The 17,668-nt window shown below is 70.7% G+C and carries 22 protein-coding genes and 2 pseudogenes; 9 read left to right on the top strand and 15 right to left on the bottom strand.

Features of this window, described 5'->3' with window-relative positions; all coding sequences use genetic code 11:
- Positions 1 to 167 precede the first annotated feature (167 nt).
- The 3 genes and pseudogenes from ACSHT8_RS15790 to ACSHT8_RS15780 form a co-directional block, all read right to left on the bottom strand.
- Positions 168 to 1,312 (bottom strand): annotated as a pseudogene (locus ACSHT8_RS15790) (IS701 family transposase).
- A gap of 135 nt (positions 1,313 to 1,447) precedes the next feature.
- Positions 1,448 to 2,349: pseudogene (locus ACSHT8_RS15785) on the bottom strand (IS256 family transposase); the annotation flags it as partial.
- A gap of 245 nt (positions 2,350 to 2,594) precedes the next feature.
- Positions 2,595 to 3,842 carry an IS110 family transposase gene (locus tag ACSHT8_RS15780; RefSeq protein ID WP_436501773.1) on the bottom strand — a complete coding sequence of 416 codons (1,248 nt, stop codon included), beginning with the start codon at positions 3,840 to 3,842 and terminating at the stop codon, positions 2,595 to 2,597.
- 1,051 nt (positions 3,843 to 4,893) lie between these two features.
- Between ACSHT8_RS15780 and ACSHT8_RS15775 the strand changes: the two genes are divergently transcribed.
- Entirely contained in the window at positions 4,894 to 5,049 is a 156-nt protein-coding gene (locus ACSHT8_RS15775; RefSeq protein WP_436501772.1) for a hypothetical protein, read from the top strand.
- A gap of 222 nt (positions 5,050 to 5,271) precedes the next feature.
- Here the strand turns inward: ACSHT8_RS15775 and ACSHT8_RS15770 are convergent, their stop codons facing one another.
- On the bottom strand, positions 5,272 to 5,409 hold the full coding sequence (locus tag ACSHT8_RS15770; RefSeq protein ID WP_436501771.1) for a hypothetical protein: 138 nt from the start codon (positions 5,407 to 5,409) through the stop codon (positions 5,272 to 5,274).
- Positions 5,410 to 5,614: 205 nt separating this feature from the next.
- Between ACSHT8_RS15770 and ACSHT8_RS15765 the strand changes: the two genes are divergently transcribed.
- The 4 genes from ACSHT8_RS15765 (at position 5,615) to ACSHT8_RS15750 (ending at position 7,179) form a co-directional block, all read left to right on the top strand.
- Positions 5,615 to 6,247 (top strand): sigma-70 family RNA polymerase sigma factor, encoded by a 633-nt coding sequence (locus tag ACSHT8_RS15765; protein WP_436501770.1) that lies wholly within the window; start codon positions 5,615 to 5,617, stop codon positions 6,245 to 6,247.
- Entirely contained in the window at positions 6,244 to 6,381 is a 138-nt protein-coding gene (locus ACSHT8_RS15760; protein WP_436501769.1) for a hypothetical protein, read from the top strand. The genes ACSHT8_RS15765 and ACSHT8_RS15760 overlap by 4 nt, the downstream gene beginning before the upstream one ends.
- A gap of 257 nt (positions 6,382 to 6,638) precedes the next feature.
- Positions 6,639 to 6,968, top strand: a complete 330-nt coding sequence (locus ACSHT8_RS15755) for a hypothetical protein (RefSeq protein ID WP_436501768.1) — start codon at positions 6,639 to 6,641, stop codon at positions 6,966 to 6,968.
- A gap of 31 nt (positions 6,969 to 6,999) precedes the next feature.
- Positions 7,000 to 7,179, top strand: coding sequence for a hypothetical protein (locus ACSHT8_RS15750; RefSeq protein WP_436501767.1), 180 nt, complete (start codon positions 7,000 to 7,002; stop codon positions 7,177 to 7,179).
- Between the two features lie 13 nt (positions 7,180 to 7,192).
- Here the strand turns inward: ACSHT8_RS15750 and ACSHT8_RS15745 are convergent, their stop codons facing one another.
- The 8 genes from ACSHT8_RS15745 to ACSHT8_RS15710 form a co-directional block, all read right to left on the bottom strand.
- Positions 7,193 to 7,837, bottom strand: a complete 645-nt coding sequence (locus tag ACSHT8_RS15745) for a phosphate signaling complex PhoU family protein (RefSeq protein WP_436501766.1) — start codon at positions 7,835 to 7,837, stop codon at positions 7,193 to 7,195.
- A gap of 593 nt (positions 7,838 to 8,430) precedes the next feature.
- Entirely contained in the window at positions 8,431 to 8,583 is a 153-nt protein-coding gene (locus ACSHT8_RS15740; protein WP_436501765.1) for a hypothetical protein, read from the bottom strand.
- Positions 8,584 to 8,711: 128 nt separating this feature from the next.
- The gene (locus ACSHT8_RS15735) at positions 8,712 to 9,197 is read right to left on the bottom strand and encodes an SRPBCC family protein (RefSeq protein WP_436501764.1); all 486 of its coding nucleotides are present in this window, start codon (positions 9,195 to 9,197) and stop codon (positions 8,712 to 8,714) included.
- A gap of 26 nt (positions 9,198 to 9,223) precedes the next feature.
- A complete protein-coding gene (locus ACSHT8_RS15730; RefSeq protein WP_436501763.1) occupies positions 9,224 to 9,883 on the bottom strand; it encodes a WS/DGAT domain-containing protein in 660 nt (219 codons plus the stop codon).
- Positions 9,787 to 10,665, bottom strand: a complete 879-nt coding sequence (locus ACSHT8_RS15725) for a wax ester/triacylglycerol synthase domain-containing protein (protein ID WP_436501762.1) — start codon at positions 10,663 to 10,665, stop codon at positions 9,787 to 9,789. The genes ACSHT8_RS15730 and ACSHT8_RS15725 overlap by 97 nt, the downstream gene beginning before the upstream one ends.
- A gap of 197 nt (positions 10,666 to 10,862) precedes the next feature.
- Positions 10,863 to 11,807 (bottom strand): hypothetical protein, encoded by a 945-nt coding sequence (locus tag ACSHT8_RS15720; RefSeq protein ID WP_436501761.1) that lies wholly within the window; start codon positions 11,805 to 11,807, stop codon positions 10,863 to 10,865.
- A 212-nt stretch (positions 11,808 to 12,019) separates the two neighbouring features.
- Positions 12,020 to 12,250, bottom strand: a complete 231-nt coding sequence (locus ACSHT8_RS15715; RefSeq protein ID WP_436501760.1) for a hypothetical protein — start codon at positions 12,248 to 12,250, stop codon at positions 12,020 to 12,022.
- A 30-nt stretch (positions 12,251 to 12,280) separates the two neighbouring features.
- Entirely contained in the window at positions 12,281 to 13,345 is a 1,065-nt protein-coding gene (locus ACSHT8_RS15710) for a serine protease (RefSeq protein ID WP_436501759.1), read from the bottom strand.
- Between the two features lie 334 nt (positions 13,346 to 13,679).
- Here ACSHT8_RS15710 and ACSHT8_RS15705 point away from each other — a divergent pair, with 334 nt between their 5' ends.
- Together ACSHT8_RS15705 and ACSHT8_RS15700 are read left to right on the top strand one after the other, a co-directional pair.
- Positions 13,680 to 13,871, top strand: a complete 192-nt coding sequence (locus ACSHT8_RS15705; RefSeq protein ID WP_436501758.1) for a DUF1918 domain-containing protein — start codon at positions 13,680 to 13,682, stop codon at positions 13,869 to 13,871.
- Positions 13,872 to 13,890: 19 nt separating this feature from the next.
- Positions 13,891 to 14,223, top strand: a complete 333-nt coding sequence (locus ACSHT8_RS15700) for an RNA polymerase-binding protein RbpA (RefSeq protein ID WP_436502081.1) — start codon at positions 13,891 to 13,893, stop codon at positions 14,221 to 14,223.
- 120 nt (positions 14,224 to 14,343) lie between these two features.
- On the opposite strand, the gene ACSHT8_RS15695 is transcribed toward ACSHT8_RS15700, so the two are convergent.
- Genes ACSHT8_RS15695 through ACSHT8_RS15685 form a run of 3 tightly spaced genes read right to left on the bottom strand, consistent with a single transcriptional unit; the run spans position 14,344 to position 15,210 of the window.
- Positions 14,344 to 14,517 (bottom strand): hypothetical protein, encoded by a 174-nt coding sequence (locus ACSHT8_RS15695; protein WP_436501757.1) that lies wholly within the window; start codon positions 14,515 to 14,517, stop codon positions 14,344 to 14,346.
- Positions 14,518 to 14,533: 16 nt separating this feature from the next.
- Positions 14,534 to 14,980, bottom strand: coding sequence for a hypothetical protein (locus ACSHT8_RS15690; protein ID WP_436501756.1), 447 nt, complete (start codon positions 14,978 to 14,980; stop codon positions 14,534 to 14,536).
- 8 nt (positions 14,981 to 14,988) lie between these two features.
- Positions 14,989 to 15,210 (bottom strand): hypothetical protein, encoded by a 222-nt coding sequence (locus ACSHT8_RS15685; protein ID WP_436502080.1) that lies wholly within the window; start codon positions 15,208 to 15,210, stop codon positions 14,989 to 14,991.
- Between the two features lie 496 nt (positions 15,211 to 15,706).
- On the opposite strand from ACSHT8_RS15685, the gene ACSHT8_RS15680 reads away from it, so the two are divergent.
- Together ACSHT8_RS15680 and ACSHT8_RS15675 are read left to right on the top strand one after the other, a co-directional pair.
- Positions 15,707 to 16,603, top strand: a complete 897-nt coding sequence (locus tag ACSHT8_RS15680; protein WP_436501755.1) for an esterase/lipase family protein — start codon at positions 15,707 to 15,709, stop codon at positions 16,601 to 16,603.
- Positions 16,604 to 16,687: 84 nt separating this feature from the next.
- On the top strand, positions 16,688 to 17,659 hold the full coding sequence (locus tag ACSHT8_RS15675; protein WP_436501754.1) for an ERCC4 domain-containing protein: 972 nt from the start codon (positions 16,688 to 16,690) through the stop codon (positions 17,657 to 17,659).
- Positions 17,660 to 17,668: the final 9 nt, after the last annotated feature.

Here is a 17,668-nt window from a genome sequence, read left to right as displayed (position 1 = left end):
ATTCTTACATGTCCCATGTTTGAGGCGTTGTCGCTGGTAGTGGCTTCGTCTAGCTCGGGTTTGGTGGAGTCGTCGCCAGTCTGACCAGTGATCGATGTGCTCTTTTGGATGGTTCGGACGGGTCAGCAAGGTCCAGAGGCGTCGGATCTCGTTGCATGACAACGGAATCAGCTGTGTGTCGCCGGGGGAGGGGCCCCCTTTGGCTCGGTTCGGACCCGTTCGGTGTGGGCGCTGACGGCGAGGAACGCCGCGGCAAGCATGGACAGGGTGATGTGCCGGTACCAAGCGTCGTACTTACGGACCTGGTAGTGGTCCAGCCCGGTCTCGTTCTTGGCGAACTGGAAGGGTCTCCTCCACGCCCCAACGGCTGCCAGCCACCCGGACCAGCTCCGCGACGGGCACCGGGTGGCTGGAGCGGCAGATGTAGTAGGCCAGCTCGCTGGGCTTGGAGATCGAGCGGCGGACCAGCAGCAGGTGGCTATCGGTGTCTGACCTACTGCCGGGGTCGATCAGCAGCCAATCATACAGCCGCTGCCCCTTGCTGCCCTCGCCGCAGGACAGCCGCTGCCAGCCACGTTTCGGTGCCGATGCGGCAAGTTTGTCGGCCCGCTGCGGACCGGTTGGGGTGGTGAACCGGGCGTCGCAGGATACGGCCATAACGTAGTTGAGGTCCTGCTCGTCCAGCCATTCCCGCAGCCCGGGGTTGTCGCCATAGGCCTCGTCGGCGGTGAACCACGGCATCGCCTCCCGGCCGTTCTCGGCCAGCAGCCGCTCCAGCATCTCCTGTGCGAGCTTCGGCTTGGTGGCGAACTCGATCTCCTCGCCAATCCCGGCCCGCTCGCACCGTGGCCCATCCTCGGTCCACGATCTCGGGCAGGTACAGTTCCCGGTCGATCAGCGCCCGCCCGTGCGGGGACACATACGCCAGGAACACGCCGAGCTGGCAGTTCTCAATCCGGCCCGCAGTCCCGGAGTACTGCCGCTGCACGCCGGCCGACCGAGTGCCCTTCTTCAGGAACCCCGTCTCATCCGCCACCACCACCCCGGCCGGGTCACCCAGATGCTTGAGCAGGTAGCTGCGCAGGTCGTCGCGCACCACATCAGCGTCCCAGCGGTGGAAGTTCACCAGCCGCTGCATCCCGTCCGGAGTGAGATCACCAGCCTGCTCGGCGATGGTCCAGGAGTTCTTCCGCTCCGCACCCGAGAGCAACCCGAGCAGATACCATCGCGCCCGCCGCCGCGACTCCACCTGCGCGAACTGGCCCGCCACCAGCGCAAACAAGTCGTCGAACCCGACCTGCCACCGCCCCAGGCGATCATCGGCAACTGTCCACGACGCGGCCACCACGGCTTCTTCGAGATCCAACACACACCAAAGTTGATCACGCAGTGGTCGTCTCCTCGATCACGACACGCCAGCCGAGATCACAGGGTGCGGCTGCCGTACTAGGGAGTCGGCGACCTTGCCGAACTGCTCGTCGACGGTGTCGGCGTCGGCTTGGTCGAAGATGGTGCGCACCAGGGTCGCGACGCCGGGCTGGGCCGATTTCGGGACCTTGGTGAGCAGATTGCGCAGGTAGTGGGTGCGGCAGCGTTGCCAGGCGGCGCCCGGCAACGCCGAGGCGATCGCCGCGGTCAGCCCCGTGTGGGCGTCGGAGGTCACCAGGGACACGCCGCCCAGGCCGCAGGCGACCAGGCCGCGCAGGAACGCCAGCCACCCGGCGCCGTCTTCCTCGGAGGCGACGTCCAGCCGAGGATCTCGCGGTGGCCGTCGTTGTTGACGCCGGTGGCGATCAGTGCGTGGACGTTGAAGATCCGCCCGCCCTCGCGGACCTTGATCGCCAGGGCGTCCATCGCGACGAAGGTGTAGGGCCCGGCGTCCAAGGGCCGCTCGCGGAACGCCGCGACCTGCGTGTCCAGGTGCGCGGCCATCTCGCTGACCTGCGACTTCGACAGGTGCCGGACGCCGAGTTGTTCGGCGAGCCGATCCACCCGCCGGGTCGAGACACCGAGCAGGTACCTGGTCGCGACCACGCCTCACCAGCGCCTGCTCGGCGCGGCGACGATGCGCCAGCAGCCAATCCGGGAAGTACGAACCCTGCCGTAGCTTCGGGATCGCCAACTCGACCGTCCCGGCACGGGTGTCCCACTCCCGAGCCCGGTATCCGTTGCGGGAGTTGACCCGATCCGGGCTGCGCACCCCGTAATCAGCGCCGCAGCGAGCGTCGGCATCGGCCGACATCAGGGCGTTGGCGAACGCCGTCACCATCTCAAGCAGCAAATCCGGGCTCGCCCCGGCTAGTGCTCGCCCAACACACCCACAGGGTCCACACTGTCAGCAGCGGTCATCGTCGTGCTCCTCTCAGAGATTCCTTGGTCGGTTCTCTTGAGGATCACGCGGTGGCCGTCTCTTACATCGCCGTCACGCCGTCAACCAGCGGAAACTCCATACACCACCTCAGCGGACACAACTGGACAATCTCGCGTTGATCTGCGCCCAGTCGGCTCCCGCTGTTGTTGACACCTCAGCCATCCTTGACCCAAGGGGGCGGTAGCTCAGCTGGTCAGAGCAGACCTCCGATCAGTTTTGGATGTCAAGCCGCCGGGGATTGCGGATGGTTTGTCAGGTTAGGGAAGGCGATGGTCTCGTCGTAGAGCTGTCCGGTGATCAGGCAGTGGTGCAGGCAGCCGAGCATCCGGTTGAACAGGTTGCGGAGGGCGGCGGCGTGCCGGTCGCCGGCGTCTCGGCGGCGCCGGTAGTGCAGTGCCCCGCCGGGTGAGTTTGTGGAGGCGACGAATGCCCAGATCCAACCGGCGGCGGCCAGGCGGTCGTTCTTGACGCGGCGATAGGTTACCGACGTGCTGCGGCCTGACGCGCGGGTCACCGGCGCGGATCCGGCGTAGGCCTTGAGGGCGCGTGCGTCGGCGAATCGGTTGCGGTCGTCACCGATTTCGGCCAGCACGCGGGCTCCTGTGAGATCGCCGAGGCCGGGGAAGCTGGTGATCACGGCGTGGTCCGGGTGGTGGTGAAACGCCTCGGCGGTAGCCGCGCCGAGGTGGTCGACGCTGTCGCACTCGACGTTGAGCGTGGCCAGCAGCCGTAGGGCCTGGACGCCCATCGCGTGCTCGATCAGTTCGTCGTGGCGCAGGTGTGGTCGCCGCAGCAGTTGGTGTAGTTCGGCGGCGCGCTGATCGGCGCCACGCTTGCGGCCACTGCGGCGTAGGGCGGTCGCGATGCGAGCCTGGGTCAGCTTGGCCGCGGCGGCCGGGGTCGGCGCGATGCCGAGCACGGCGCGCGCGTCGCCGGTGGCGAGGTTGGTGACGGTGCCCGCGGCGAAGGCCTCCAGGAACGCCGGGTAATACTCGCGCAGCAGCGACCGCAACTCGTTGCTCGCCTTGGTGCGCCGCCAGGTCGCGTCCTGGTGGGCGCGTGCGAGCACGGCGATCGAGCGGGCCAGGTCGGTGTCGGCGGGCAACGGTCGATGCAGGTGCGCGTCGGTGCGCAGGATGCCTCCCAGTGCCATGGCGGCGACATGGTCGGACTTCTTCCGGGAGGCGCCATAGCGTTCGCGGTAGCGGGCCACCGCCATCGGATTGATCGCATAGATGGGCCTGCCGGATGCCCGCAACACGGCGACCAACAGGCCGCGTGGTGTCTCGATCGCGACAGGGATCGGTTGGTCGACAGTGTCGCCGACCTCGGCGAACAGCGCCGTCAGTTCGGCGAACCCCTCGACGGTTTCTTTGATCCGCCGCTTGGCCAGGAGCTGCCCTTCGGCATCGATCAGGGCCACATCGTTGTGCTGTTCCGACCAGTCGATACCGCAGAACACCTTCGACACGTTGACCTCCTCGGCTGGCTGTCTCCGCTGGTCAGAGACCCTGGCGAGAACGCGCGGCCGCCTAATGACGAGGCTCTTGGCCTGACCTCCGATGAGCCGTTCGCGATCCCAGCGACCCGCACGGTCCCGGTCGATGCTCCAGAGCTCCAGGCTCAGGTGTTGCGAGGCGTGTCCCGTGCGGGCGGGCTCGAACCACGATCAGCAACGTGCACGAACTCCGGCGGGGTGCTGGTCCGACACGCCGAGCCCCGGCGGAGAACTGCACCGCACCGGCGAGCACAACGCGCCGAACCACCACCGCCGGTCCACATCGCTGCCCGTCTGCTCTGAGAGCTCATCGCCCGGCGACTCAGAGGAGTCGATGCGAACCAACGGCAACGATCAACTTCGGCGAACCGGTCGACCGTTACGCAGTCATTAGGCGACTCATAATCGCTTGGCCGCGGGTTCAAACCCCGCCCGCCCCACCAGATCCACCCACGGGCTGATCGCGGACACGCACCGCACCCGCGTAGAGTCGACAACTCGGCAAGACTGACCCAGTAGCAGCTCTCGGGTTCCAGTTGCCTGAGGATCGGGGTTGGCAAGTTGTCGACACGTAGGACGTGGTGACCGACGCCGAACAGCGCGGGCCTGTCCGGGGAGCCAGCCGACGGCACGTTGCGCACTGACCTTGAGCCCGGCTCGGAAACACTCAATGCGCGGCTGACGATGCTCACTGTGCGGACGGCTCCCGGCGTAACCCCCAGGCGCCGGTGGAGCCGTCCGCCTCCGTGAACGCCACCCGGACCTACTCGCTGATCGACGGACCAGTGGCCGCCGTCGCACGGGTGGGCTGGGGTTACACCTTGCAAGATCGGGACGACTCACCCACCACGGACCGACGAAAGGGGCTGGGGCGACGTGCTGGGCGTGTTCCTCGACTTCTCACAGTGTCCGCTGTCTTGGTCAGCCGGGCTGGTGTGGCCCTGCGCCGCAGTGACGTGAGCACCAAACGTGCGAACGCGATGATGCGCGCGCCGAGCGCACGGTCGCGATCAACTACGGTGATGTGTCCCGCCAGTGCGGCAACACCGCGGGCTGGCTCATCACCCACGGCCATCTCGAGGCCGCCGCGAAGTTCGAGCGCATGGCCACCGACTACGGCCGCGCCGCGTCCAAGGCTGCTGTCCGCGCCGGAGTCGAACCCAGCGAGTCCACGAACTGACTACCGAGGCCGCGACCTGCCCCGCACGTCCTCAACTTTCGTCTTTCGCCGACCGAGGCCCGGCGGACCGTATGTGTTGGCGGCCTGCGGAACCCGCGAGTGTGGGAGGGGGTTCCGCAGGCCGCGTTGGCCCGCTCGGGCTGGGCGTCCGGGAGTGCCCGGGCGGGCGAAACGTTGACAGTAGGGCCGCGACACGGGCGGTGCGGCCGCGCGACTCGATGATCACCTCATCGGGTCGATTTCCCGCTCGTCCTCGCGCGGTTCCGGCGTAGCCGGCGTGTCCGGGGGCGAGGTGTCGTCGCCGGGGTCGTGGGTGTCGGGTTCGCGGTGTCGCCCGATGTAGGTGTCGGTGTGGGCCATCCGTGTTCCTTTCCCATATCGTCGCGCCTCTTGTGGCACCGTGCGGGTCGACACCGTACGCCACCGCCTCTCTGTCCACAGTGCACGCCACCTGATCGGAGCAGCCCGTGCGGCCTGCGAGTAACGGGTTGTAGATCGTCTCCGACACAGACCCACACGCGGGTCCTCAGAGGACCCGGTCGGGTGATGCTGGGAGGCGGTCGCGGTGGGCGGAACCAGCGACATGGAGCTGACCGGGTTGATCGAGCGCGCCCAAGACGGGGACCGGGCCGCGTTGGGCGAGTTGATGACGGTGGTGCGGGCTCGGGTGCTGCGCTGGAGTCGTCGTCGGGTGACCGCGTGGGAGGAACGCTCGGCGACCGCGGAGGACATCGCGCAGGAGGCCTGCGCGGCGATCCTGGTCATGCTGCCCCGCCACCGATGCGACGACGGATCGTTCTGGCCGCTGGTGCACGGCGTAGTGTCGCACAAGGTGGTCGACGTCCAGCGGCGGGTCGGCAGGGATCGGACGGACCCGTACGCGGATCTGCCCGACACCATCGACCAGCACGCCGCCGACCCCGAGGACGGCGTGCTGCGCGGGGAGCGGTCGCGACGTTTGGCCGCGGTGCTCGGCGTGTTGCCCGACAGTTATCGGCGGTTGCTGTGGCTGCGGGTGGGGTTGGGCTGGACTACCGAGGAAGTGGCGGCTGAGTTCGGCTGCACGCCGGGGGCGGTCCGGGTCCGCCAGCACCGGGCGCTGACCCGGCTGCGCCGCCACCTGGCCACCTTGGACGCCGGGCCCGACGTCTCCGCCGGTGCCGATGTGGTTGTCGACGAGGCGGTGCCGGTCGGGTGAACGACGACGACCTTCTCTACGGGTTGTTCCGGGCGTGGCGGGAGGATCTCGACCGGGACCCGCCCGCGATGGTCGTGGTGGAGGCGACCTGCGTGCTTCTCCGTGTCGCGCCGACCGCCGGGAGCCCGCCATGACATGGGCCCGGTCACCGCGCGACCGTGTGCGGTGACCGGGGGTGCCACCCGGAAGTGCCTCGCGGGTGGCGGTGTGCGTCGCGGGGCCTGGGGGATCTCCGCGCCCGCACGTGTCACCGAGAGTACGCGCCACCGAGGGAGCCGTCGAGCGTTCTGCAACCCGAGACCATGAGTGCGTTTCCGTTGGGGTGCTGGCTCGTTGTGCCTGGTCACATGCTGTTCGGTGTAGTGTCGACGGACCTTCTCGGAGCGTGCCCATGACGACAACAGACCCAGCGCCGGTTCCTGCGGTCGCGGCTGTGCCGGAGGTGCCGCGACTACTGCGCGAGATCATCGACACCTACACCCAAGCCTTGGGCGAGGTCGACCCGTGCGGCCCGGACACCCCCGAGTTGGACCCCGCCAGGGTGCGGTCGCTGCTGGCATCGATGGCCGCGGTCGCCGATGTACTCGGGGAGGTGTGTACCGATCTGCTGCTGGTGCGCCACGGCCAGGACTCGACGGACCACGAGTACTTGCAGGACGCCCAGGACGCCGCCGAGAACCTGGCGCAGCAGTGTCGCTGGGCGGCCGCCCATGTCCGTTGAGCGCCTGGATTCGCCCCGCGAGTTGGGCCACATGTTGCCCACCGTCGTCGGCGGGGTCGGCATCAACACTTCGCACGAGCGGGCCCGCGCGGCGCGGCAGGTGGCGGCCCACGCTCGCGACGCCGTCGACTGCGCCGACCTGCTCGCCATGCTCGGGTTGACCGCCGACGACGGACTGATCTCCGAGGACGGACACGGCGACCCGGTCTGACCCTCGGGCGGGGTCAGACCGGGAGTTCGCCGGTGCGGGCGAAGTCCAGCCGCCGGGCGACGGAGACGACTTGGTCGCCGAAGCGTTCGTAGAAGCGGGCCAACAGTGCCGTTTCGACCGCGGCGGGCACCCCGTGTGCCCAGCCGGGTGCGTTGATCCGCCGCATCAGGCCCTCGTGGAGCCGGTCGACGTGTTCGTCGGCGTCATGCAGGATGTCGAAGGCGACACCGCCGCCGTCGGCGAGCATCGCCGTCAACTGTCGGCCCATGCCCGCGACTGACCGGCCCAACTCTTCGAACACGGGCAGCACCGCGGCGGGCACCGCAGGACGTGGGTGGGCGCGGACCACCGATTCGGCGATATGTCGGGCGAGGTCGCCCATTCGTTCGACGCGGTCGGCGGCGTAGACGACGGCGAGGATGGCGCGCAGGTCGGAGGCGACCGGTGCCTGCACGGCGAGCAGCATCTGCGCCTCATGCTCACACCGCTCCCGGGCGGCGTCCAAGCCGCGGTCGGCCACCACCACTCGTCTCGCGGCGGACAAGTCCGTCGCGACCAGGGCGTCGGTGGCCGCGGCCAGCTGGCCCACGGCGACGCCGCACATGCCCGCCAGGTGGCCGGTCAGCCGGTCGAGACGGTCGTGGAAGTCCTCACGCACAACGGGATCCTAGGCTCGCATCGGGAATTCGGCGCCTTGTGGCACAGCGCTGGGGGGGGGCTCCGTTGTCGCCCGGCCGGTGTCGGATGGGGGGCGGCCGGGCGACAACGGAGTGTCGATGTATCGGGTCCGCGGTCACCCTGCGCGGCAGCAGACCCGACACACCGACCGTGGGGAGTGGGAAGCGGTGTCCCATGGACCGTCCTGGGCCGTCGCGGCCGGCGAGGACTCCTGCGTGCCCTCGCCGCGCGGGAATCGAGCGCGGTAGCCGCGGTGAGGTTTCTCGATCCCTGGCCAGGGCGGTATCCGTTCCCCGCGCCCCACGCGTGATCCCGTTTCTCCAGGGGAGGGAAAGGGGGGATCACGATCACTGGCTCGATCGACCTCGCGGCTCGATCGAGCCCCGGGTGAGGGGCACGTCCTGACACGGGCCGTGCCATGGCGCATCAGGTCGAACACCCCTCTCCGGCTGCTGTGACTATCGCCCCCAATGTGTAACAGCGATCGAGTGGGCGGTGGAAGCCGGTGGACCGTCGACCACCTCATCGGACGCCAGTGGTTCACCCCCGCGCCACGCTCCAGCCGGGTCCCGGTCACCTACGGTTGCGCCGGTTCGGACGGCGGGGTGTGGTCAACGCCATGGTCGTGACCCGGGCGCCGAGCAGGTAGCCGACCCGGGCCAACAGTGCGGCGGCCGCGGTCACCGACAGGATCACCGCCACACGCGGCAGCCGATCGGAGATCACCGCATCCGACCGGGCGGGCAGGGATTGGTGTGCTTGTCGCGGATCGAGCGTGGTTCCTCTGGGAGCATCGGGCAGTTCTGTGGTGGGCGTGATCGTTGGTGTGTGCCGGGGCCGGGTGGTCGTGGGGGTCATCTGGTGGGGTGTGGTGTGTGGTGGAGGTGTTCGACTCGGTGTTTGAGTCTGGTCAAGGCGCTGCCGATGATGATTTTCTCGGCGCGGCGTTTGAGGACGTCGAGCAGGGGGACTTTGAGCTCCAGGCGCAGGATGTAGGTGACTTCGGTGTGCCCGCCGGGCACGGGGGTGAGCACGTAGGAGCCGTGCAGGGTCCGCAGCATCCGCGAGTCATCCAGCAGCCAGGTGACGCTGCGGTCGCCGTTCCACTGATAGGTGTGAACCTGTTCGTCGGTGACCGGACCTGAGGCGATGCGCCACAGCACTTTCACGGCGCGGCCGTCGTCGTGGCCGCGGTCGAGAATGTCTGCGCTGGTAATGCCGGTGGCCCACGCGGGGTAGGCGGTGAAGTCGGCGATCACGTCCATCACCTCCCCAGGCGTGGCCGCGATGGTGATGGACGATCGCACGTGCTCGGACATGGTCGCTTCTGCCTTGCTCATCTCATCGACGGTGCGGGTGGTGCGCCTCAGGTGATCGGGGTGCCCACCCCCACCGGGGCCCCGCGCGCGCGAGCGAACGGCAACCGCACCCGCGGGTGGTGGTCGCCGGGCGCGTATTCCGGGGTGAGTGCCGCGAGCGCGGCGGGAAACGCCGCGGCGAGCCTGGTGACGTCCGGGGCGCGCTGGCCCTGGATCCCGACGTGGACGTGGTCGCGATGCGTGGCCATGGCGATCGACAGGGCGTGCCCGGCTGCCAGCGGCACCAGCGGATACACCTCCCGCAGCACCGCGCCATCGAGTGACAGTGGGCGGAAGGGGATGGGCACGGTGGTGACCACGAGGTCGCACAGTGCGGGCGCGGCCCGCCGCGCCAGCGGAGTGAGGAGCCGGTGCAGCCCCACCGGGAGGTGGTCGGCCAGGGTGGCCACCGCGCCCGCCCCGCGCCCGGGCCCCGCCGCCTTGTTGACGTCCATCGCCGCGCGCACCGCCGCGACGCGGCGGGCCGGGTCGGGCTGCCCGACCGGCAACTCGCACAAATACCCGGACAACTGATTGCCCGCCGCGGTGTCGCCGGTGCGGACACGCCGGTTCACCGGCACCAACGCGCGTGCCCGCGCGTGGTCGGGGAGCAGGCCGCGGCCGATGTGCCAGTTCCGCAGCGCCCCGGCGACCACCGCGAGCAGCACGTCATGGGTCGTGCCGCCGAGAGCACGGCGCACCCCCGCACCTGGTCCATCGCCAGAGTGGCGGTGGCGACCGCCCGGCGCGGCGACGGTGCGGCCAGCAGCGGCCCGCGTGGGGGCAGCAGCCAGGCGGTATTGGCTACCGCGGCGGCGACCCCGGCCGCCCGCCGGGCCTCGCGGGCGAGATCGGGTGGGCGGACCGCCGCCGCCTTGGCCGTCGCGCCGATCAACCGGTCGGCCGCGGCCAGCAACGTCCCCCGCACACCACGCGATCCGACGTGGTCCTCCACCACCGGGAGGTCGGCGGCAGGAGGGGCGTGGTCGAGCAGACCCAGGCCAACCATGATCGCTTTGGCGCCGTCGGCCATGGCGTGATGCAGGACGACGATGACGGCGAAGTCGCCCTCGGCCAGGCCGGTCACCACATGGACGCGCCACAACGGCCGGTCCCGCCGCAGCGGCTCAGCGATCACCGCCGCCGCATAGCGGTTGAGTTCGGCGCGGTCGCCGCCGGTCAGCACGTGGGTGCGGATGTGGCGGCGCGGGTCGAACCCCGACGGCATCGCCACCCAGTGGGCGCCCCACGGCGGAGGCGGGGACAACACGACCCGCTCCCGCAACCGCGGGATCCGCGCGGCCCGCTCGGTCAGCACGTCCACCAGCCGCCACGGGGACACCGCCGCGGTCGGGGTGAAGATGGCCATTCCGCCCACCTGCAGCGGGTGATCCGCGTCCTCCAGGCACAGGAACGCCGTGTCCAACCCGCCAAGCCGTGTACCGCTCATCAACCCCTGATCCCTTGTTCTCACAACGAAACCCCGCCAGCGGCCACTGACCAGGAAGACAGGTCCGTGCACATGCCAGCGGTGGATCGGCGCATCCGATCACAACCACGCCCAGCCCGCCGCCCACGACGGCAAGAACCACTCGACCGGGTACCTCCGCCCACGGTGCCTGGACGTGCGCGGCACCCGGTGATCCGTCAGGTGGTGGTGTCCGAGCTGGCTCGGTCGAGCAGGGCCTGGATCTTGTCGACCACGGTGACCCGGTCGGCGTGGGCGCGTTCGTAGCGCTCCAGCACCGCCAGTTGATCCTGGGTGAGGCCGGTGAGGCGGTCGATGATCTGTGGGGCGGTGAGCTGGTCGTAGCCGTCGATCGGCAACGCCTCGGCAGCCTCGGTGGCCCGCGTGGTGTGGCGGTCGGGTAGGGCGGTGATCTCGGCGCGGTCAAGGTTTCCGTCGGGAGAGTCCTGGCGGTTGCGGCGCAGGAGCCGGTCGAGGGTGTCGCGCAGTTCGTGTTGGGCGTGGCCGGCGTCCTCGCCGAACACCGCGGCCACGTCGCGGACTCGGCGGGTCGCGGTCTCGGCGGCCTCCCGGTAGGTGGGGCGCGACTCGGCGGCGTCCAGGGCGGCGACGACCAGGGCGGGCAACGCGTCGTCCAAGGCGGTGAACAGTCCGGTCAACTCCTCGTGGCACGCCTCCGCGAGGGCGGTGGTCTGCTCGTCGTCGGCGGCGCGGGCGACCTCGGCCATGGCCCGGTAGACGGCGCGGGTCTCCGCGACCGCCACCGCCGCGCTGCGGGCGTGCGCGACCACGGTCGATTCCAGGGGGTGGCGGCGCACCACGTCCAATCCGGCCGACACGGCGGCGGTGGAGACCTCCAGTGCGTCGTCGGCCAACCGGCGCACCGCCCCCACCGTGGCGGACAGCCCGCCCCGGGTCTCACCGAGCAGCACCAGACGCACATCGACGTCGTGGGCGCGGTCGCGGGCGCGGGTGGTCTGTTCGGTCAGCCAGGCCCGGTAGTCCCCGTCCGGCATGCCCGCCACGTGCCGGGCGAACAGGCCCGCGAGCTTCTCCTCGGCGTCCCGGGCCAGATGCAGATAGTCGAGCAGCACAGCGGTATGAACGTTCGTCGCGACGGTCATCGCGGGGTACCTCACTCATCGCCTCGACAGTGGAAGTCGTGCATCGCACCGCCGCCCGGGGACGCACGCCCTAAGGGCTCGGCGGCCAGCCCCGGCCGGGGCGGCGGGAACGGGGGCGGTTCGAGATCGAGTCGAGCCGCCCCCGGTTCCTTCGCGTGGGATCACCGCGAGGTCGTCGGGGTGATTCTGTCGCCGTGTCCCCGCCCGTCGGGTTACTGGGGGGTGATGGGGCCGCCGGTGTCGCGGACCCGGACTGTGAGGCCTTTCACCTCGCGGGGTAGGCGCTCGGCCCATTCGGGGTCGGTGACCCACACGTCGATGGTGGCCCGGCCGTCCTGCTCACCTTGGCCGACCCCGGTGACACCGGGGATCGCGTCGAGCCACCGCTGGGCTTGGTCCAGTGCGGCGGCCACGGTGGCGTCCTCATCGGGGTGCTGGTTCATCACAAGCAGTCCTTCACACGCGTGCGGTGGTCAGTGTTCGCTGACGCGGATGCCGAGCAGGGACTGCACGAGCAGGATCGGGTTGATCACCGTCACCTGTGGGCTGCCTGCGAAGAGCAGGCCGACGGCGTTCTGGTCGAGGTCGGCGACCAGGCTGCCGGAGTCGCCGGGGGCGGACATGGCGGTGGTGAGGATCTGGCGGCCGAAGCGGGCGATCTTGCCTTGGCCGTAGTTGACGTCCACGGTGGCGTTGATGTTGACGATGGCGCCGGTGGTGAAGTTGGTGGTGCGCCCGCACTTCTCCACCACCATCCCCACGGCTGGGGTGCCGGTCACGCCGCGCAGGTGCCCGGTCCAGAAGATGCGGCGGTCGAGGTCGGCGAACTTGCCCTCGGCGATCGCGGCGTCGACATAGTTGATCGGGGTGGGCTGCCCTTGGACCTGGAAGCGGATCGGCACGAACCGGGACAGGCGGGCGATGACGTCGGCGGGGTAGGTGCCGCCGTCGTAGGCGCCGGGTTGCAGGATCGGGTCCCCGATCTGGGCCTGATTGGAGTTGGCGAGCACGTGGTTGTTCGACAGCAGGTAGTAGCGCTGCGGGATCCCCGGGAACGGGGCCGCGTCGTAGCAGCAGGTGCCGAGGGTGCCGGCGGTGACGTTGACGTGCCCGACGCTGACTCCGCCGTAGGCGGGGCGCACCCGGGCGGCGAGGGTGAACGGTCCGACGTTCTCCCTGGCGGCCAGGGCGGCGTCGTCGGCCAACAGCGCGGGGGCGCCATTGGTGTAGGCGGGGCGGGTCTCCTCCAGGGTGCGGCCGAGGGCGTCCCCGGCCTGGATGATACCGACCTCCTGCACATCCACAGGTGTCCCGGCGATCGTCTTCGGCACCACATCCGAGGAGGCGAGCATCTCCTTAGGGATCTTCGAGTCGACCAGCGCGATCAACGCCCGCTTCCCCGTGTCCTGCCCATCGGTGAATTTGTGCCCCAAGGCCACGCCGACGACCCCGTTGCGGGCCAGCAGCGCTTCCTCCTCCTTGGCCTGCACATCGGCCAACGGGGCGAATTCCTTGGGGATGATCTGTTCGGCGAGCACCACAAACCTCCATGATCCAACTCATGAATTCTTTGGGTCGAGTGGCCCGTCCCACAGACTGCTCCCGGTGTCGCGGACTCGCCATCCCAACCGGCCGGAACACCCGCTCGGGACCGGTTCAGTCCCACTGTCGGGTGCACCTCGTCGCCGGGCGATCACGCTGCGCCCACCCCGCCGAGGGGAGGGTGGCTGCGGTGGACGCCTTGCCCGGCAAGCGATCCACGCCGGCCCCGTGTCCCGGGTGGTGGCCGGGCGCGACAGCGGACATGCTCACACCACACCGACGAGATACCCGCCCCCGACGGGGCCGGCGAACCCCAGGGAGGACTCCATCATGCGAGCCGCCATCGGAGATCGGATCCGGGTCCACTCCCGGACCGTCGGCCAGGCCGAACGCGCGGGCGAGATCATCGAGGTCCGCGGGCCGGAGGGCACCGCCCCGTTCCTGGTGCGGTTCACCGACGGCCACGAGGGACTCGTCTACCCCGGCCCGGACACCATCATCGACAGCGCCGACCACGACTGATGCCGTTCCGTCGAGATCGATCCGCGCCACCCGCCCGGGGCAGGGCGGTCGTGCCGAGCCCGACCGCGGCGACGGTCTGGCCGCCCGCGTCACCGTCGACGACCGCTGTCCCGGTGGGCGGGGCCACACGCTGCCTATTGTGTTCGCCCGCACCGCCGAACCGCCGTCGACGTGGACCTGCCCGCACCACGGCCTCGACGCCACCCGGCCGACGCCTGCCGACAGTGCCCTGGTCGAGCAGGTTCTCGCGGTCGCGACCGCGCAGGCCGATGCGAGTGCGCAGGTGAGGACCCCGTGGGTGATGCTGCGGGAACGGCGCACACTCCGCCGAGCTGGAGGCGCTGCTCGATGAACGCCTCGCCCGGCTCCGCGCCGCCGGCTCGACTGCGGCCCCGACGCGACGGCGACCGGCGGGAGACGACCGGCGTCAGCAGCCCGCGCGGCACCGCCCCGCGTGCGCGGTGGCTCGGGTTCAGCGGGCGCGGCGCCGGGGGACCGTGGTCAGCGCGGCGGTGGTGATCCGGGAACCCAGGACGTAGCCGATGCCGGCCACGATCGCCGCGGCGGCGGCGGTCAATGACGCGGCCGCGGCCAACCTCGGTAGCCGCCCGTGCAACGGCGCCGGTGTCGGGACGGTCGCGGCCATGATGATCGGCCCCTGGTCAGGCCGCCGACGGCGCTGGGCGCGGCACCGCGCGGCCTGCGTCGGCGGGGGCCCGGTGCGCGGCCCGCAGGCTCGCCTGGCACGTGCGGATGATCTGTTCGGTGGCGCGGGTGGCCGGGGTGCGGTGGCAGCGCGGGCAGGCCAGCGCGACCCGGCCGCGCCATTCGTCGACCGCGACGGTGACCGCGGTGCGGCACTCGTCGCACCAGCGGTGCCCGGTGACGGGGATGACGTGCTGGGGTGAGGCGATGCACTCGTGGGCCCAGCGCCGGTGCAAGCGGCAGGTGATCCGCTCGTGCGGGGACAGTCCGTGTTCGACCTCGGCGCGGTCCTCGGCGGCCAGGGTGACCGCGAGCCGCCTGCCGGCCAGCGGGACGGGTTCGTCGTGCCGCACCTCGCTCGCCGATCGGGCGGCGGCGATGGCGGGTCGGATGGTCGCGGTCATGATCGGTGTCAGGCGACGGAGGTGCCCGCGCGGAGCACGGCGTGTCCGGCGTGGGTGAGGGCCGCGGGGACGCGGTGCCCGACGAGTCCCAGTCGAGCCGGGCGCACCAGACCCGCCCGGGCCAGGTCGTGGGCGGTGACTTGATCGCAGCAGGCCACGCCGTCGACCAGCATGTCCGGCTCGCATCCCAGCACCAGCTCGGCGCGGCCCGCCGCGACGGCCCGCAACATCGCCAACGCCCGCCCGGACACCCCGGCAGCCGAGGAACCCGACACCGGAGCAGGAGCCGTCCAGACCGTGGTGAGCCTGGCCGCGGCGGTCGCCGACCGGTCAATCCGATCCGTGAGACTCATGCTGATCACGACCTGAACGACGCGTCTGGGGTTTCCTGGGCTGTACCAGACTGCGCCCGAACACACCGCGCCGCATCGGTGAGGACCCCTAGCAGCAACCCCACCATTCGCCCGATGCATCAGGGTGGCGCCGCCGGACAACCCGCCGAACCCCCGTGGTGCCCACCGGGTGAGTCCGCCCGTCACCGTCGGAACTGCCTGATCGGTGGGCGCTCCGGGAACCAGCCCGGGACTTTCGGGGGCAGACCAGGGATAGACCCCGTCGCGGGGCTGGGTGGCATGGGTCACGGTGAACCACACGGTGGTGATCCTCCGTATCTCGATGAGCGGGCATCGTCCCGTCAGGACAACCGCGGTGAGGCGGGTGGGTTGGATGACCGACGACACGAGCGCAGTTCCTCTCGGCAGCGTGGTAGCGGCCGCGGGGTGCGCGGCGCCGGACCCACGCCCGGTCCACGGCACCGCCCACGACGATCGCCCTGCGCTGGCGCGGCGGGTGGCGGCGGTGTTGCGGCTGCCGTTATGGCACGAGGCCCAGGCCCTGACCCAGCGCGCGGCCATCGAACAGCACCCGCTGTGGCAGACGCCGCCCGTGGACGCCGGCGGGCTGCCCGTGCTGCTGGTCGGCGGGATGGGCAGCACCCCGGCGCTGCTGCGCCCCCTGCGCGACCTGCTGCACCGGCTCCACTGTCACGTGGTCGTACCGTCGGTCGGTTTCGGTGTCGGCTGCGGCGAGGCAACCACACAGGCCGTCGAAGACGCCCTGGCCGAGCTCGTCACCACCACGGGACGGCCCGCGGTGGTGATCGGGCACAGCCGCGGCGGCCAGTTCGCCCGGACCGCGGCGGTGCGCAGGCCCGGACTGCTGCGCGGGTTGATCACCCTGGGCAGCCCGCTCACCCGCCTGTTCGCCGTGCATCCACTGCTGGCCGCGCCGGTCGCCGCGCTCAGCGCCGCGGGCGCGCTCGGCGTCCCCGGCCTGCTCACCCCGGCCTGCCTGTGGGGCGGCTGCTGCGCCAAACTCCGCGCCGACCTGGCCGGCCCGTTCCCCGACACCGTGCGGTTCCTGTCGATGCACTCCCGCACCGACACCATCGTCTACTGGCGCAGCACCCTCGACCCCGCCGCCCGCCACCACGAGGTCCACACCAGCCACGGCGGCCTGATCTGGGATCCGACGTCCCTGGCGGTGATCGTCGCCGAACTCGCCTCCACCCTTGATGACCCGCTGTCCCACACACCACGCACGCGTGGAAAGTCGGCGGCGTAGCGATCGACGGCCACGCGCGGCGACCGAATACCCGATGTCGCCGTAGACCCGGCCGAGCAGCTCGGTGTGCGGGAGACTGGTGGGGTGGAGCTGTTGATCGCGCGGAACCCGGACCCCGATACGCGCCTGCCCTACCTGCTGCGCCTGCCGTTGGGCGACGACGGCCTCGTGTTGCGCACGTCGGGGACGTGGCCGCGTACCAAGGCCCTCTACTGCCATCCGATGCCCTCCGGCGACTGGCCCGCCGATCCCGAACTGGTGGAGCGGGTAGGGGTTCGGTCCTGTGTGCGACGTGGCGCCGCGATCGACCTGGTTCTCGACCGGTCGCGGGAGAACCGCTCGCAGATCGTGTTCACCACCGCCCGCGGCCGGGAGGTGGTGTTCTGGCAGTCGGCGCGCACCCGCAAGCAGGCCCGCCCCGACGTGCGGACCCCGACCGCAAGGGCCGCCGGGATCACCGAGTTGGAGATCGTGGTCGACCCGCGCGAGCGCTACGCCTACCGCTTCGCCCACCAACAGGCGCGCACCGTGTCCCGGGCGCTGCCCTGCGGCGACTACGGCATCACCGTCGACGGCCGCCTTGTCGCCTGCGTGGAACGCAAATCCCTACCCGACCTGGTCTCCAGCCTCACCGGCGGCACCCTGCGCTACGCCCTGGGCGAACTCGCCGCGCTGCCCCGCGCCGCCGTGGTCGTCGAGGACCGCTACTCGGCGATCTTCTCCCAGGACCGGGTACGCCCGGCCGTGGTCGCCGACGGCCTGGCCGAACTCCAGATCCGTTGGCCCAACGTCGCCATCGTGTTCTGCGAGACCCGCGCCCTCGCCGAGGAATGGACCTACCGGTACCTGGCCGCTGCCCACACCTGGGCAAGCAGCGAACAGGCCGCCGCCGCCCGCGTCGGCATCATGAGCGGTGAACTCGATGCCGCCCCCACCGCGCCCGACCCCACCACCGCAGAACTCCGCGCCTGGGCACGCACCCAAGGCATCACCGTCCCCGACCGGGGCAGACTCCGGCCTGACATCCTCCACGCCTGGCGAACCGCCCACACCTGACGTGCGGCG

This window comes from Actinokineospora sp. HUAS TT18, assembly GCF_051364635.1.
Classification (GTDB): domain Bacteria; phylum Actinomycetota; class Actinomycetes; order Mycobacteriales; family Pseudonocardiaceae; genus Actinokineospora.
Note: the sequence above shows the minus strand (reverse complement) of the source record. Positions and strands in the feature narration are given on the sequence as shown.

Coding starts and splice junctions, on each gene's coding strand:
- ACSHT8_RS15695 (WP_436501757.1), bottom strand. CDS start 14,517: ATGGCCGCGACCGTCCCGACACCGGCGCCGTTGCACGGGCGGCTACCG.
- ACSHT8_RS15720 (WP_436501761.1), bottom strand. CDS start 11,807: ATGACCGTCGCGACGAACGTTCATACCGCTGTGCTGCTCGACTATCTG.
- ACSHT8_RS15705 (WP_436501758.1), top strand. CDS start 13,680: ATGCGAGCCGCCATCGGAGATCGGATCCGGGTCCACTCCCGGACCGTC.
- ACSHT8_RS15755 (WP_436501768.1), top strand. CDS start 6,639: ATGACGACAACAGACCCAGCGCCGGTTCCTGCGGTCGCGGCTGTGCCG.
- ACSHT8_RS15685 (WP_436502080.1), bottom strand. CDS start 15,210: ATGTTGCGGGCCGTCGCGGCGGGCCGCGCCGAGCTGGTGCTGGGATGC.
- ACSHT8_RS15690 (WP_436501756.1), bottom strand. CDS start 14,980: ATGACCGCGACCATCCGACCCGCCATCGCCGCCGCCCGATCGGCGAGC.
- ACSHT8_RS15770 (WP_436501771.1), bottom strand. CDS start 5,409: ATGGCCCACACCGACACCTACATCGGGCGACACCGCGAACCCGACACC.
- ACSHT8_RS15725 (WP_436501762.1), bottom strand. CDS start 10,665: ATGAGCGGTACACGGCTTGGCGGGTTGGACACGGCGTTCCTGTGCCTG.
- ACSHT8_RS15750 (WP_436501767.1), top strand. CDS start 7,000: ATGTTGCCCACCGTCGTCGGCGGGGTCGGCATCAACACTTCGCACGAG.
- ACSHT8_RS15715 (WP_436501760.1), bottom strand. CDS start 12,250: ATGAACCAGCACCCCGATGAGGACGCCACCGTGGCCGCCGCACTGGAC.
- ACSHT8_RS15680 (WP_436501755.1), top strand. CDS start 15,707: ATGACCGACGACACGAGCGCAGTTCCTCTCGGCAGCGTGGTAGCGGCC.
- ACSHT8_RS15735 (WP_436501764.1), bottom strand. CDS start 9,197: ATGAGCAAGGCAGAAGCGACCATGTCCGAGCACGTGCGATCGTCCATC.